Below are 13,515 nucleotides of genomic sequence, written 5' to 3'. Positions count from 1 at the left end.
TCCCGCACTGGGATATCGAGGGACGTGCTGGTAGGTCAATCGGCACTTTCGCCCACCAGAACGTCCCTGGATACCGAAAGGTGTCGGACGAGGTGTCTTGATGTCGAGATACTTCACCTTCCCGCCCAAACAGTCTCGATGTCAAGATTCTCGACCGATCTGGCACGATGTCGTCATGCGCGACGAGGTGGACGACCTGGTCGAGGCCTGGGGCCGCGAGCGCGGCGACCTGGACCTCGCGCCCGTCGAGGTGTTCTCGCGCATCAGCCGCCTGGCCCGCCACCTCGACCTCGCCCGACGCGACGCCTTCACCGCGCACGGCATCGAGTCGTGGGAGTTCGACGTCCTCGCGGCGCTGCGCCGGGCGGGCCAGCCGTACGAGCTCTCCCCCGGACGGCTCCTGCGCGAGACGCTCGTGACCAGCGGCACCATGACCAACCGGGTCGACCGGCTCACCGCGCGCGGCCTCGTCGAGCGGCTGCCCGACCCCCGCGACCGCCGCGGCGTGCTGGTGCGGCTCACCGCCGAGGGCAAGGCCGCCGTCGACGGTGCCTTCGAGGCGCTGCTCGCGGCCGAGGCCGACCTGCTCGCCGACCTCTCGGACAAGGACCGCACCCAGCTCGCCGGCCTGCTGCGTTCGCTGCTCGCGCCCTTCAGCTGAGCGGCGCTACTCGACGACCTCGGAGGCCTCGAGCCACTCCAGCTCCAGCTCCTCCTTCTCCGCGGCAAGCTCGCCGAGCTGCTCGCCGACGCGCGCGAGGAGGTCGTAGTCGGTGAGGTTGGCCTCCATCTCCGCGTGCAGCTCCGCCTCGCGTAGGGCGATGCGCTCGAGCTGCTTCTCCACGCGGGCGAGCACCTTGCGGGCCGCGCGGTCCTCGGCCGAACCGGGGCGCGCCTTCGGGGTGTCCGCGGCTGACGGCGACGAGGAGGCGCCTGCGTCATGCGAAGCCGCACCCATGTGTGCCGATTCGTATGACGCAGCGGGGGCGGGGGCGGGGGCTGGCGACGCAGCCGCGGCCGCCTGCAGGGCGGCGCGGCGCTCGAGGTACTCGTCGACCCCGCGCGGCAGCATCGAGACCTGCCCGTCGCCGAGGAGCGCCCAGACCGAGTCGGTGACCCGCTCGAGGAAGTAGCGGTCGTGGGAGACCACGACGAGCGTGCCGGGCCAGGAGTCGAGGAAGTCCTCGAGGACGTTGAGGGTGTCGATGTCGAGGTCGTTGGTGGGCTCGTCGAGGAGCAGCACGTTGGGCTCGGTCAGCAGCAGCTTGAGCAGCTGGAAGCGCCGCCGCTCGCCACCGGACAGGTCGCCGAGCCGCGCGGTCAGCCGGTCGCCGGTGAAGCCGAAGCGCTCGAGCAGCGAGGTGGCGGTGAGCTCCTGGCCGTCGAGGGTCTTGGTGACGCGCCGGATCGACTCGACGGTCGGCAGCACCCGCGCCTCGGGGTCGATCTCGTCGAGCGCCTGGGTGAGGTGCTGCATCTCGACCGTGCGACCCTGCTTGACCCGGCCCACGTCGGGCGGCAGCGCGCCGGAGATGAGCGACAGCAGCGAGGTCTTGCCCGCGCCGTTGACGCCGACGATGCCGACCCGGTCGCCCGGGCCGATGCGCCACGTGGCGTGGTCGAGCAGCACCCGGTCGCCGCGGGCGAGGTCGACGTCCTCGATGTCGATGACGTCCTTGCCGAGCCGCTGGCTCGCGAAGCGCTGCAGCTCCATCCGGTCGCGCGGCGGCGGGACGTCGTCGATGAGGGCGTTGGCCGCCTCGATGCGGAACTTCGGCTTCGACGTGCGCGCGGGCGCACCGCGCCGCAGCCACGCGAGCTCCTTGCGGGCGAGGTTCAGCCGCCGCGTCTCGGTGGCGGCCGCCTGCCGCTGGCGCTCGGCCTTGGCGAGGACGTACGCGGCGTAGCCGCCCTCGTAGGAGTCGACCGCGCCGTCGTGGACCTCCCACGTCGTCTGGCAGACCGCGTCGAGGAACCACCGGTCGTGGGTCACCACGATCAGTGCGCTCGGCAGCCCGACGAGGTGGCCGGCGAGCCAGGCCACCGCCTCGACGTCGAGGTGGTTGGTCGGCTCGTCGAGCACGATCAGGTCGTGGCGTGAGAGCAGCAGCGCGGCGAGCGCGCAGCGGCGCCGCTCGCCACCGGACAGGCCGACGACGGCGCGGTCGAGCGTCACCCCGGCGAGCAGCTCCTCGACGACCTGCCGCATCGTGGGGTCGGCGGCCCACTCGTGGTCCTGCCGCCCCCCGAGCACCGCCTCGCGGACGGTGTGGCTGTCGACGAGCTCGTCGCCCTGGTGGAGGTAGCCGATCTCGGCGCCGCGGGTGCGGGAGACGCGGCCGGAGTCCGGCTCCTCGATTCCCGTCATCACCTCGAGCAGGGTCGTCTTGCCGTCGCCGTTGCGGCCGACGACGCCGACGCGCTCGCCCACCGAGATGCCGAGCGAGACGTTGTCGAGCAGGGGCCGTACGCCGTAGGACTTCGAGACGCGCTCGAGGTTGATCAGGTTCGCCATGTCCGGGCGATCCTCTCAGGTGCGCCCCAGCCGGGACGGATCGGCGTGGGCCGGTGCTACCGCAGGTCCCACTCCGCCTCGCGCGTGCTGACGACGTGGGCACCGGCCACCGGACCGACGGCGGAGAGCACGACGTCGTACGACGCCGAGAGCGCGGCGACCACCTCCATGGATCCCTCCTGGGAGTCGCAGAGGAAGACGCAGGTGGGGCCCGAGCCGCTCACCATGCCGCGGAGGGCGCCCTCGGCCTCGCCGCGCACGATCAGCTCGCCGAGCTCGGGGCGCAGGTCGATGGCCGGGTCCTGCAGGTCGTTGTGCAGCGCGCGCGCCAGCCGCACGGGCTCGCCGGTGGCCAGCGCGGCGAGCAGCTCGGCGGGCTCGGCGGGCTGCGCCGGGGCGTCGGGGTGGAGCCGGTCGAAGTGGCGGTAGACCTCCGGCGTCGAGAGGCCGACGGTGGCAGGTACGACGACCCACCACCACGTGCCGAGGTCGACGATCGGCTCGACCAGCTCGCCGCGGCCCCGGCCCCGCGCCGTACCTCCGACGAGGGAGAACGGCACGTCGCTGCCGAGCCGGGCGGCCTGCGCGAGCAGCACGTCGTCGGCCTGGCCCAGGTCGTGCAGCCGGTCGTGCGCGAGCAGGGCCGCGGCGGCGTCGGCCGAGCCGCCCGCCATCCCGCCCGCGACGGGGATCTGCTTCGCGATCTGGACGTGGTGCCGGGTCTCGCACGACGCCTCGGACAGCGCCCGCACCGCGATGTTGGTGGCGTCGGTCGGCACGCCGGCCACGTCGACGTGCGGCGAGCCGGCGACGGACAGCGAGTCCGTCTCGGCGTCGGAGACGGTGACGTCGTCGTAGAGCGAGATCGCCTGGTAGACCGTGTCGAGCGGATGGAACCCGTCCTCGCGCGGAGCGCCGACGCCGAGGTGGAGGTTGATCTTCGCGGCGGCGCGGACCGTGCTGCTCATGCGTCGACGACCGCGGCGAGGCCCTCGGCGATGCGCGCGAAGTCGCCGACGTCGAGCACCTCCCCGCGGGCGGTCGGGTCGACCCCCGCCGCCTCGAGTGCGGCGGTCGCGGCCTCGCTCGAGCCGGCGAGCCCGCGCAGCGCGGCGCGCACCTGCTTGCGGCGCTGCGCGAACGCGGCGTCGACGACGGCGAAGACCTGCTCGCGGGTGGCGGTGGTCTCCGGCGGCTCGCGCCGGGTCCAGGCGACCAGGCCGGAGTCGACGTTGGGGGCCGGCCAGAAGACGTTGCGCCCGATCGCGCCCGCGCGGCGCACGTCGGCGAACCACGCGGCCTTCACGCTGGGCACCCCGTAGGTCTTCGACCCGGGCGGGGCGGCGAGACGGTCGGCGACCTCGGCCTGCACCATCACCAGGCCACGCTCGAGCGACGGCAGCAGGGTGAGCAGGTGGATGAGCACCGGCACCGAGACGTTGTAGGGCAGGTTGGCGACCAGCGCGGTGGGCGGCGGGCCCGGCACCGCGTCCACGCGCATCGCGTCGGCGAGCACGACCTCGAAGCGGTCGGCCTGCCCCGGGGCGTACGACGCGATGGTGGCCGGCAGCCGCTCGGCGAGGACCGGGTCGACCTCGATCGCGATGACGCGCCGGGCGACCTCGAGCAGCGCGAGCGTGAGCGACCCGAGCCCCGGTCCGACCTCGACGACCACGTCGTCCCCGGTGATGCCGGACTCGCGGACGATCCGCCGCACGGTGTTGGCGTCGATGACGAAGTTCTGGCCGCGCTGCTTGGTGGGGCGCAGGTCGAGCTCGGCGGCCAGCTGACGCACCTCGGCCGGCCCGAGGAGTCTCGGGCCGGCCGGGTTCGTGGTCATGGGGCTGAAGCCTAGTGCGGGCTCTCCCTGTCAGCGGGGCAGGCCGAGCTTGGCGGCGCAGGCGGGCCAGGCGCCGTAGCCGCCGGAGGCGTCCCGGACCTTGGTCGCGATCGCGATCTGGGTCTCGCGGGAGGCCTGGTGCGGGTAGCCGGTGCCGCCGTAGGCACGCCAGGTGCCGACGTTGAACTGGAGGCCGCCGTAGTAGCCGTTGCCGGTGTTGATGGCCCAGTTGCCGCCCGACTCGCACTGCGCGAGGGAGTCCCACACGGTGCTGCCGCCGGCGAAGTCGGCAGCCGGCTCCTCGGGCTTCTCCTTGGTGCCGACCGCGATGACGCGGGGCACGGCCTTGCGGCGCACGTCGGCCTTCACGATCTTGCGGGCCGCGAGCTCGCCGTTGACGAAGCGGAGCCGGTAGGTGACGTCGCGGACGCCGTCGCGGCCGGCGCGCACGACCTCCTCCTCGCCCTCGAACATGGAGGAGTCCTCGCGCTCGACGACGGGGGCGTTGACGACCTCGCGCTTCACGTTCTTGGTGGCCACACGGATGTCGGTGACGACGATCTTGTCGCCGTCGGCGATCTCGGTGGTCAGCGAGGGCCGCACCCTGTCGTGCTTGTCGACGTCGTAGCCGGCCGTCTTCAGCACGTCGGCGACCGTCATCGCGGTCATCTTGCGCCTCTTCAGCTGCTTGGCGCCGAGCTTGAGGTGGACGACCTTCGGCGTGACGACCTGGAGGGTCATGCCGCTGCGACCGATCGAGGACCCGCGGCTGGCCGACAGGTCGGCGCCGTCGAAGCGACGGCCGATCTCGCCGAGCGCACTGGCGACGTCGGTCGAGTTCACCCAGTAGGTGTGGGACTCACCGTCGACGGCGAGCTCCAGCGGTCGCCCGAACTGCACGGCGATCGCCGAGCCGTCGGTGATGGGTTCGTCGACCGCCGGGGCGACCAGGTCCTTGTCGGTGACCTCGATGCCCTCGGCCGCGAGCACGTCGGCGACGGTGCCGCCGATGGCGCTGACCTGACGGGTCTGCCCGTCGAGGGTGAGGGTCACGTCCTTGCTGAGGGCTGCGTAGCCGACCGTCGTACCTCCGACGGCTGCCACGACCAGCGCCACGAGGGTCGCCAGGACGGTCTTGGACCTGCTGAGCTGCGCGAGACGAGAGCGCACGATTCTCCGAACGTCGTACTCCCCGGGCCTCGGGCGGCAGCACCCCCCGGCCGAGCGACGTACGACAGCCACGACCAGGTCGCGGGGCGTACGACGTGCGAGCGGGGGTCTCGCAGGACCGGCCCGATCCGGTCCTCGTGCTGCCGGAATTCGCTCCCGATCCCGGCCAACAATCACAGGACGATAACGATCACCGGCCATGACGCAAACTCCTGACGGCAAATTTCCGGGTGTCCCCGCTCACGGTTCTGCCTGTCAGCCGACCTGCCAGCCGCTCGCCGGACGGTCTACCAGGGCCCCCCGAAGGCGCTCTCGGTGTTGGCGTCGATCGCCCGGCAGAGCGCCTCGAGGTCCGCCTGCCGCACCTCCGCCATCGCCCGGACGGTGTGCGGCACGAGGTAGGACGCGTTGGGCCTGCCCCGCCACGGCGTGGGTGTCAGGTAGGGCGCATCGGTCTCCACCAGGACCCGGTCCTCGGGCGTGACGGCGAGCGCGTCGCGCAGGGGCTGCGCGTTCTTGAAGGTCACCGTCCCGGCGAAGCTGAGGAACGCCCCGCGGTCCAGGCAGCGCCGGGCGAAGGCCTCGTCGCCGGAGAAGCAGTGCATCACCCAGCGCTCGGGCGCCCCCTCGGAGTCGAGGACGCGGAGCACGTCGTCGTGGGCGTCGCGGTCGTGGATGACCAGCGTCTTGTCGAGGCGCTTGGCGAGGTCGACGTGACGACGGAAGCTCTCCTCCTGCGCTGCACGGCCGTCCGGACCGGTGCGGAAGCTGTCGAGCCCGGTCTCGCCGACGGCCCGCACCTTGTCGTGCGCCTGCGCGAGACGCTCGATCTCCGCGAGGGCCTCCTCGAGGCGGCCGGCCTCCGCGAGGCGCGGCGCCTCGTTGGGGTGCAGGGCGACGCCGGCGACGAGCGCGTCGTGCTCGGCCGCCGCGGCCACCGCCCAGCGGGCGCCGGGGAGGTCGCAGCCGATCTGCACGATCCGCGGCACGCCGACGGCCGCCGCGGCCGCGACGGCGTCCGCGGTGTCGAGCCAGTCGCCGTCGGCGATGTCGAGGTGGCAGTGGTTGTCGACGACGGGGTGCGGCAACGGTTCGGGGGCGGGCGGTCGCTCCTGGTCGCGCCGGGCGCCGGACCTCTCCTCGGTGGCGGCCCGGCTGCGGGTCGGCCCGCCCCCGCTGTCAGCGGTGGACAACGTCGTACACCTCCCGCTTCGGCAGGCCGGCCCGCTTGGCGACCTCCGCGATCGCCTCCTTGCGGGTGGAGCCGGCGGCCTCGAGGTCGGCGACCGCCGCGCGCAGCGTGCCGGGGTCGGTGTCGAGGGCCGGGGCCCCGCTCGAGCCCTCGACGACGATGGTGACCTCGCCGCGCACGCCCTCGGCCGCCCAGGCGACGAGCTCGCCCAGCGGACCGCGGCGCACCTCCTCGTGCGTCTTCGTCAGCTCGCGGCAGACGGCGGCGGGACGGTCCTCGCCCAGCGCCTCGGCCATCGCCGCCAGCGCCGCCTCGGTGCGGTGGGGCGCCTCGAAGAAGACCATCGTGCGCTCCTCGGCGGCCAGGGCAGCGAGCCGCCGCCCGCGCTCGCCCGCCTTGCGGGGCAGGAAGCCCTCGAAGCAGAACCGGTCGACCGGCAGCCCGCACACCGCCAGCGCGGTCAGGACCGCGCTGGGCCCCGGGACGGCCGTGACGCGTACGTCGTGCTCGACCGCCGCGGCGACCAGCCGGTAGCCCGGGTCGGAGACGCTCGGCATCCCCGCGTCGGTCACCAGCACCACCCGCTCGCCGGCCAGCAGCGCCTCCAGCAGCGCGGGCGTGCGAGCCTGCTCGTTGCCCTCGAAGTAGGACACGACCCGGCCGGACAGCGTGATGCCGAGGTCGGAGCACAGCCGCTTGAGCCGCCGGGTGTCCTCGGCCGCGACGACGTCGGCCCCCGAGAGCTCGGCGGCGAGCCGCGGCGGCGCGTCGCCGGCCTGCCCGATCGGGGTGCCCGCGAGGACCAGGACGCCAGTCATGGGTTCACCGTAGATGCCCGCGACAGGGGTTCCGCTCCCGGCCTTCGACCCCTAGCGTGACGAGATCCCCCCACCCGTGTCGCGCCCTCGGAGGTCACTCGCATGGAGCTCAACCGCCGCACCGCCATCAAGGGAGCCCTCGGTGGCGCCCTCGTCGCCGGCCCGTTCGCCGGCTTCGCCAACGCCGCCGCGCTCTCGCGGACGGGCGCCGTCGTCGGCGCCGCCGTCGGGCCGCTGGTCCCCGTCGCCGACGCGCGCGACGGCGCCGTACGCCTCCACCTGCCCGCGGGCTTCTCCTACCGCTCGTTCCACGACACGTCCACGCCGGTGACGCTGCGCGACGGCACCCGGCTGCCCGGCCGGCACGACGGGATGGGCGCCTTCGCCGGGCCGGGCGGATCGGTGCTGCTGGTGCGCAACCACGAGGTCAACAACCCGCAGCCGGCGTTCGGGCCGACCAAGCCCTACGACAAGCGCGGCGGCGCGGGCACGACCACGATCCAGGTGACGAGGTTCGGCGAGGTGCAGGACGCCTACACCAGCCTGAGCGGCACGATGATGAACTGCAGCGGCGGCCAGATGCCGTGGGGCGCCTGGGTGACCTGCGAGGAGACCGTCAACGGTCCCGACGTCGGACCCGACTTCACCGGCGCGTCCAACGTGCCCCTGCAGAAGCGGCACGGCTACGTCTTCGAGGTCCCCGCGGGCGGCCTCGCCGACGCCCGCCCGCTGCGCAAGGCCGGACGGTTCGCGCACGAGGCGGTGTCGTACGACCCGACCGAGGGCGTGCTCTACCTGACCGAGGACAACTTCGCCTTCCCGTCCGGCTTCTACCGCTACGTGCCGCGCGAGCGACGCGACGACCACCGCAACCTCGACCACAACGGCCGGCTGCAGATGCTCGCCGTCGTCGGCCGGCCCAACCTGCACCTCGAGGCGCACCAGGACACCACGACCGTCCACGACGTCGAGTGGGTCGACATCGACGAGCCGGACGTCGAGTTCCCCTACACGCCGGGCGAGCCGGCGCCGACGAGCAACGACACCGCGATCAACTTCGTGGGCGACCAGGGCCGGGCGAAGGGCGCGGCCCACTTCTCGCGCTGCGAGGGCCAGATCTTCCACGACGGCGTCGTCTACTTCACCGCCACCCAGGGCGGGGGTCCGGCGATGACGGGCCCCGACAACGTGAACGGCTACGGTAAGGGCTTCGGCCAGGTGTGGGCGTACGACACCCGCACCCAGACCCTGCGGTGCGTCTACCAGTCCGAAAGCCGGGAGGTGCTCGACTTCCCCGACAACGTCACCACCAGCCCGCGCGGCACCCTGGTGCTGTGCGAGGACCACGACCAGGGCAACTTCCTCCGCGGACTGACCACCGACGGCGACCTGTTCTCCATCGCCCGCAACGCGATGCCCGGCCGCGAGGGCGACGAGTTCGCCGGGTCGACCTTCAGCCCGGACGGGCACACCCTCTTCGTCAACATCCAGGCCAGCCGCGGGCTGACGTTCGCCATCTGGGGCGACTGGGCCTCGATCGGCGTGTGAGCGTCCGCGTCGTGCCCGCACGTGCGTGAGGGAGGGTGACGTCTGGCTAGGCTGCCCGCGTGAGCCCGACTGCCGCCGAGCGGAATCGTCCGCGCTGGCGGTCGGAGGACCCGGTGCTCGGGTGGGCGGGCGCGCTGTGCCTCGCCGCGCTGGCCTTCTTCCTGCGCCGCTGGCACCTCGGCACGCCGCACGCGTTCTCCTTCGACGAGACCTACTACGCCAAGGACGCGTGGTCGCTGCTCAACCACGGCTACGTGCGCGGCTACGTCGAGGACGCCGACAAGACGATCCTCAACGGCAACCTGACCGGGCTGTTCCAGGACGGTCCCTCGATGATCGTCCACCCCGAGGTGGGCAAGTGGCTGATCGCCGCCGGGATCAAGGTCTTCGGGATGGACCCCACCGGCTGGCGCACGGCGTCGGCGGTGGTCGGCGCGCTGATGGTCCTGCTGATGTGCCGCTTCGCCCGGCGCGTGACGGGCTCGACGCTGCTCGGGCTCGTCGCGGGCCTGCTGCTGTCCCTCGACGGCCTGCAGCTCGTGCTGTCGCGGCTCGCCCTGCTCGACATCTTCCTGGCGTTCTTCACCCTCTGCGGCGTGCACTGCGTGGTGGCCGACCGCCAGTGGCTGCGCGACCGGCTGGCCGGGGGCGCGACCCGCACCTGGTGGCGGCCGTGGCTGGTCCTCGGCGGGGTGAGCTTCGGCCTCGCGTGCGGCACCAAGTGGTCGGGCGTCTACGCGCTCGCCCTGTTCGGCCTCCTCGCCTGGGTGTGGAGCGCCGGCGCGCGACGCGCGTTCGGCGAGCGCCGCCCGCTGCTCCGCTCGGTCGTCCTGGACGGGGTGCCGGCGTTCGTCGCACTGGTGGGCGTCGCGCTGGCGACGTACGTCGCGTCGTGGACGGGCTGGCTGGTGCACGCCGACGCCTACGAGGACGCGTTCAGCGACACGCAGTACACGTCGTACGGCGGCGGGAAGCCGTGGCCGACCGCGAGCGAGCCCGACGCCGACGGCCTCGGCGAGGTCACCCAGTCGCTGCGGTCGCTGTGGTCGTACCACCAGGACGTCTACACGTTCCACAGCCACTTCCTCAACGACTCGACGCACGTCTACGCCTCCAAGCCGTCGACGTGGCTGGTGATGGGACGTCCGGTGGGGGTCGACGCGCAGACCGACATCCAGCCCGGGTCGCAGGGGTGCGAGGCGCCGTCGGGCTCGAGCTGCATCCGCCAGGTGCTGCTCCTCGGCAACCCCGTCATCTGGTGGGGCGGCTGCCTGGCGGCGGTCGCGTCGCTGCTGCTGTGGGTCGGCGCGCGGGACTGGCGCCACGGCGTCGTGGTCGCCGGCATCGCCAGCACCTGGCTGCCGTGGTTCGCCTACGACGACCGGCCGATCTTCTTCTTCTACGCCATCACGACGCTGCCGTTCCTCGTCCTGTCGATCACGCTGGTGATGGGCCACCTGATCGGGACGTCCGACGTGCCCACCCCTCGGCGCACGTTCGGCGTCGTCGTCGCGGGCAGCTACACCGTGCTCGCGCTCATCTCCTTCGCGTGGTTCTGGCCGATCTGGACCGACGCGCTGCTGACGAAGGCGGAGTGGGACCACCGCATCTGGTTCCAGCGCTGGATCTGAACCCAGCAGGAACCACCGAGGTTTGCTCAAGATGGACCGCACTTCGGCGCGCGGCCATTCTCTTTCGACGAGAGCGCCACGACCATGGTCGAACCTGCACACACGGGGGTTTGTGCCAGGGCTCGACGCGAGGGAGGGAGCGTTGATGGACTCGACGATGATCCACGTCTGCCTGCAGACCGAGGGAGCGCCGTCCGGCGAGGACCACGAGGTGGGAGAGCGCTGGGTGTGCTCGTGCGGCGACAACTTCGTCTACCGCGAGGGATTCAACCGCGCCGGCTACGCGAGCCTCGAGTGGTGGCCCGCGCCCGCGATCCCGCAGCCGCGCAAGGCCAGTCGCCGCGGGCTGCTCTTCGGTCCGCGCAAGGGCTGAGCCGCCGCGCCGGGCGACCCCGCCGGGGCGCCGGGCGCCGCACTCACCACGCGCCGGGGAACCGGGCCGACCCGGCGACGGCGAGCAACGAGACGCCGAGCGACACCGCGACCGCGATGAGCAGCGACTGTCCGAGCCACCGGCGTCCGGGCACGACCAGCAGCACCAGCCCGGCGACCGTCGCCAGCGCGGGCAGCACCCACACCGGTGTCACGGCCGACAGCAGCATCGCGAGCAGGGCGAGGACCACGCCCGCCACGGCCGCGCGACCGAGCGGCACCGGCCGCGGCCCCCGCGGGAGGCCGACCTCGGTCACGGGTCCCGAGGCGGGCAGCTGGTCGGGAGCGAGCACCCTCAGCAGGAGGGTGATCGTGGCGGGGTCGGCCACCACGACGACGTCGCGGAACCGGTCCGCGACCGCGTGGCGGCGCACGACCTCGTCGAGCCGGTGCCCACGGTCCACGTCGGGGAAGCGGACCGGCGCCAGCAGCATCTCCGGGTGGGCGGTGTGCCCCAGCTCCTGCACGACGCGCTTGCCGTCGGCGGTCGGCGCGGTGAGGACGACCGCGGACGCCCCGATCCCTGCCCGCACCCGCGCGACCTCCGCCGCGCCGGCCCGCGTGCTGACCACGAGGATCCGCTGGTAGTCGCTCACGGGACGACCGTAGCGCCGGGCCCGGCCTGCGACGATGCGGGCATGAAGCTCCTGCTCACCTCCGGCGGCGTGACCAACGACAGCATCCGGGCCGCCCTGGTCGACCTGCTCGGCAAGCCGGTCGAGGACTCGACCGCACTGTGCATCCCGACGGCGCAGTGGGGTCATCCCATGTGCGGGCCCGTGTCGCTGCGACGGTTCGTCACCGACGGGTCACCGGCGACGATGACCGGCCTCGGCTGGCGTTCCGTCGGCCTGCTGGAGCTGACGGCGCTCCCGACGATCGACCCGGACCGCTGGGTGCCCTGGGTGCGCGAGGCCGACGTGCTGCTCGTCGACGGCGGCGAGGCGACGTACCTCGCCCACTGGCTGCGGGAGTCCGGGCTCGCCGGCCTCCTCCCAGAGCTGGGCGACACCGTGTGGGTCGGTGTCAGCGCCGGCAGCATGGCGCTCACCCCTCGCATCGGCGACCTGTTCGTCGAGTGGCGGCCCGAGGAGGGCGACGCGACCCTGGGTGTCGTCGACTTCTCGATCTTCCCCCACGTCGGGCTCTTCCCGTCCAACACGATGGAGGCCGCCGCCGAGTGGGCCGCCGGCCTCGGCAACCCGGCGTACGCCCTCGACGAGCAGTCCGCGGTCCTCGTGGACGGCGACCGGGTCGAGGTCGTCTCGGAGGGCGAGTGGAGGCGCTTCGGATGACGGCGGAGCGGGCCACGCCCTACCTCCGGGTCGACGTCGACCGGCTGCACGCCAACGTCGCGCGCGCCGCCGAGGCGGCCGCGGCGGCGGGTGTCGCGCTGCGTCCGCACGCCAAGACGCACAAGTCCGCGGACATCGCCCGGCTGCAGCTCGACGCCGGAGCCGCCGGGCTGACCGTCGCCACCGTCGGGGAGGCCGAGGCCTTCGCAGCAGCAGGCGTCACGGACCTGTTCGTCGCCTACCCGCTGTGGCTGACGACCGCGCTGGCGGGGCGTCTCCGCTCGCTCGCCTCGTCGGGCGTGCGGCTGGCGATCGGTGTCGACTCCGTCGGCGGTGCCCGCGCGGCGGCCGCACTCCTGGCCGGCTCGGGCACCGAGGTGGTGATCGAGGTCGACTCCGGTCACCACCGCAGCGGCGTCGAGCCGACCGCGGCCGGCGACGTCGCGCTCGCCGCCGGCGACCTGGCCGTCCGCGGCGTGTTCACCTTCCCGGGTCACTCCTACTCACCCGGCGCGCGGGCGGCCGCGGCCCGCGACGAGGGTGTCGCCCTCGCCGTCGCGAGCGAGGCGGTCAGGGCCGCCGGCCTCGACGTCGAGGTCGTGAGCGGCGGGTCCACACCCTCGCTCGAGCACGCGGACACCACGGTGCTGACCGAGCTCCGGCCAGGCGTCTACGTGTTCAACGACGCCCAGCAGTGGGAGCTCGGCTCGGCGACGCCCGAGCAGGTCGCCCTGACCGCGGTGGCGACCGTGGTGAGCCACGCCGGAGGCCGGGCCGTCCTCGACGCCGGGTCCAAGGTGCTCGGCGCCGACCGCGCCCCCTACGCATCGGGCTCCGGCCGGCTCCTCGACCACCCCGACGCCCGGATCGTGCAGCTGTCGGAGCACCACGCCGTCGCCGAGGTGCCGGGTCGGCTGCCGGCGCTCGGCAGCAGGGTCCTCGTCGTGCCCAACCACTGCTGCACCGCGGTCAACCTCGCCGACGAGCTGTGGCCCACCACCGGGGACGACCCGTGGCCGGTCACCGCTCGCGGCCGCAACGGCTGAGCCGGCAGACTGGTCCTGTCCGGTCGAG

At 73.3% G+C, this 13,515-nt stretch carries 13 protein-coding genes; 6 read left to right on the top strand and 7 right to left on the bottom strand.

Features of this window, described 5'->3' with window-relative positions; all coding sequences use genetic code 11:
- The first annotated feature begins 175 nt into the window (after positions 1 to 175).
- Positions 176 to 661 (top strand): MarR family winged helix-turn-helix transcriptional regulator, encoded by a 486-nt coding sequence (locus tag NYO98_RS10830; RefSeq protein WP_268111681.1) that lies wholly within the window; start codon positions 176 to 178, stop codon positions 659 to 661.
- A gap of 6 nt (positions 662 to 667) precedes the next feature.
- Here the strand turns inward: NYO98_RS10830 and NYO98_RS10825 are convergent, their stop codons facing one another.
- The 6 genes from NYO98_RS10825 to rsmI all read right to left on the bottom strand — a co-directional run bounded on the left by NYO98_RS10825 (position 668) and on the right by rsmI (position 7,535).
- Complete coding sequence (locus NYO98_RS10825; RefSeq protein WP_268111680.1) at positions 668 to 2,515, bottom strand: ABC-F family ATP-binding cassette domain-containing protein; 1,848 nt, start codon at positions 2,513 to 2,515, stop codon at positions 668 to 670.
- A 56-nt stretch (positions 2,516 to 2,571) separates the two neighbouring features.
- A complete protein-coding gene (locus NYO98_RS10820) occupies positions 2,572 to 3,483 on the bottom strand; it encodes a 4-(cytidine 5'-diphospho)-2-C-methyl-D-erythritol kinase (RefSeq protein WP_268111679.1) in 912 nt (303 codons plus the stop codon).
- Positions 3,480 to 4,355, bottom strand: a complete 876-nt coding sequence (rsmA, locus tag NYO98_RS10815; RefSeq protein WP_268111678.1) for a 16S rRNA (adenine(1518)-N(6)/adenine(1519)-N(6))-dimethyltransferase RsmA — start codon at positions 4,353 to 4,355, stop codon at positions 3,480 to 3,482. The genes NYO98_RS10820 and rsmA overlap by 4 nt, the downstream gene beginning before the upstream one ends.
- Positions 4,356 to 4,385: 30 nt before the next feature.
- Positions 4,386 to 5,525 (bottom strand): transglycosylase family protein, encoded by a 1,140-nt coding sequence (locus NYO98_RS10805; protein WP_326494432.1) that lies wholly within the window; start codon positions 5,523 to 5,525, stop codon positions 4,386 to 4,388.
- Between the two features lie 287 nt (positions 5,526 to 5,812).
- Positions 5,813 to 6,718, bottom strand: coding sequence for a TatD family hydrolase (locus NYO98_RS10800; protein ID WP_268111676.1), 906 nt, complete (start codon positions 6,716 to 6,718; stop codon positions 5,813 to 5,815).
- On the bottom strand, positions 6,705 to 7,535 hold the full coding sequence (gene rsmI / locus NYO98_RS10795; RefSeq protein ID WP_268111675.1) for a 16S rRNA (cytidine(1402)-2'-O)-methyltransferase: 831 nt from the start codon (positions 7,533 to 7,535) through the stop codon (positions 6,705 to 6,707). The genes NYO98_RS10800 and rsmI overlap by 14 nt, the downstream gene beginning before the upstream one ends.
- Positions 7,536 to 7,637: 102 nt before the next feature.
- Between rsmI and NYO98_RS10790 the strand changes: the two genes are divergently transcribed.
- The 3 genes from NYO98_RS10790 (at position 7,638) to NYO98_RS10780 (ending at position 11,087) form a co-directional block, all read left to right on the top strand.
- Positions 7,638 to 9,083: a PhoX family protein gene (locus tag NYO98_RS10790; protein WP_268111674.1), complete on the top strand. Its 1,446-nt coding sequence runs from the start codon at positions 7,638 to 7,640 to the stop codon at positions 9,081 to 9,083.
- A 59-nt stretch (positions 9,084 to 9,142) separates the two neighbouring features.
- Positions 9,143 to 10,714: a dolichyl-phosphate-mannose--protein mannosyltransferase gene (locus tag NYO98_RS10785; protein ID WP_268111673.1), complete on the top strand. Its 1,572-nt coding sequence runs from the start codon at positions 9,143 to 9,145 to the stop codon at positions 10,712 to 10,714.
- A 145-nt stretch (positions 10,715 to 10,859) separates the two neighbouring features.
- On the top strand, positions 10,860 to 11,087 hold the full coding sequence (locus tag NYO98_RS10780; protein ID WP_268111672.1) for a hypothetical protein: 228 nt from the start codon (positions 10,860 to 10,862) through the stop codon (positions 11,085 to 11,087).
- Positions 11,088 to 11,130: 43 nt separating this feature from the next.
- Here the strand turns inward: NYO98_RS10780 and NYO98_RS10775 are convergent, their stop codons facing one another.
- Positions 11,131 to 11,742, bottom strand: coding sequence for a hypothetical protein (locus NYO98_RS10775; RefSeq protein WP_268111671.1), 612 nt, complete (start codon positions 11,740 to 11,742; stop codon positions 11,131 to 11,133).
- A 42-nt stretch (positions 11,743 to 11,784) separates the two neighbouring features.
- Here NYO98_RS10775 and NYO98_RS10770 point away from each other — a divergent pair, with 42 nt between their 5' ends.
- Both NYO98_RS10770 and NYO98_RS10765 read left to right on the top strand, forming a co-directional pair.
- Entirely contained in the window at positions 11,785 to 12,441 is a 657-nt protein-coding gene (locus NYO98_RS10770) for a Type 1 glutamine amidotransferase-like domain-containing protein (RefSeq protein ID WP_268111670.1), read from the top strand.
- Positions 12,438 to 13,487, top strand: coding sequence for an alanine racemase (locus NYO98_RS10765; RefSeq protein WP_268111669.1), 1,050 nt, complete (start codon positions 12,438 to 12,440; stop codon positions 13,485 to 13,487). Before NYO98_RS10770 ends, NYO98_RS10765 begins: the two co-directional genes overlap by 4 nt.
- Positions 13,488 to 13,515: the final 28 nt, after the last annotated feature.

It is taken from the genome of Nocardioides pini (genome assembly GCF_026712185.1).
Classification (GTDB): Bacteria; Actinomycetota; Actinomycetes; order Propionibacteriales; family Nocardioidaceae; genus Nocardioides; species Nocardioides pini.
Note: the sequence above shows the minus strand (reverse complement) of the source record. Positions and strands in the feature narration are given on the sequence as shown.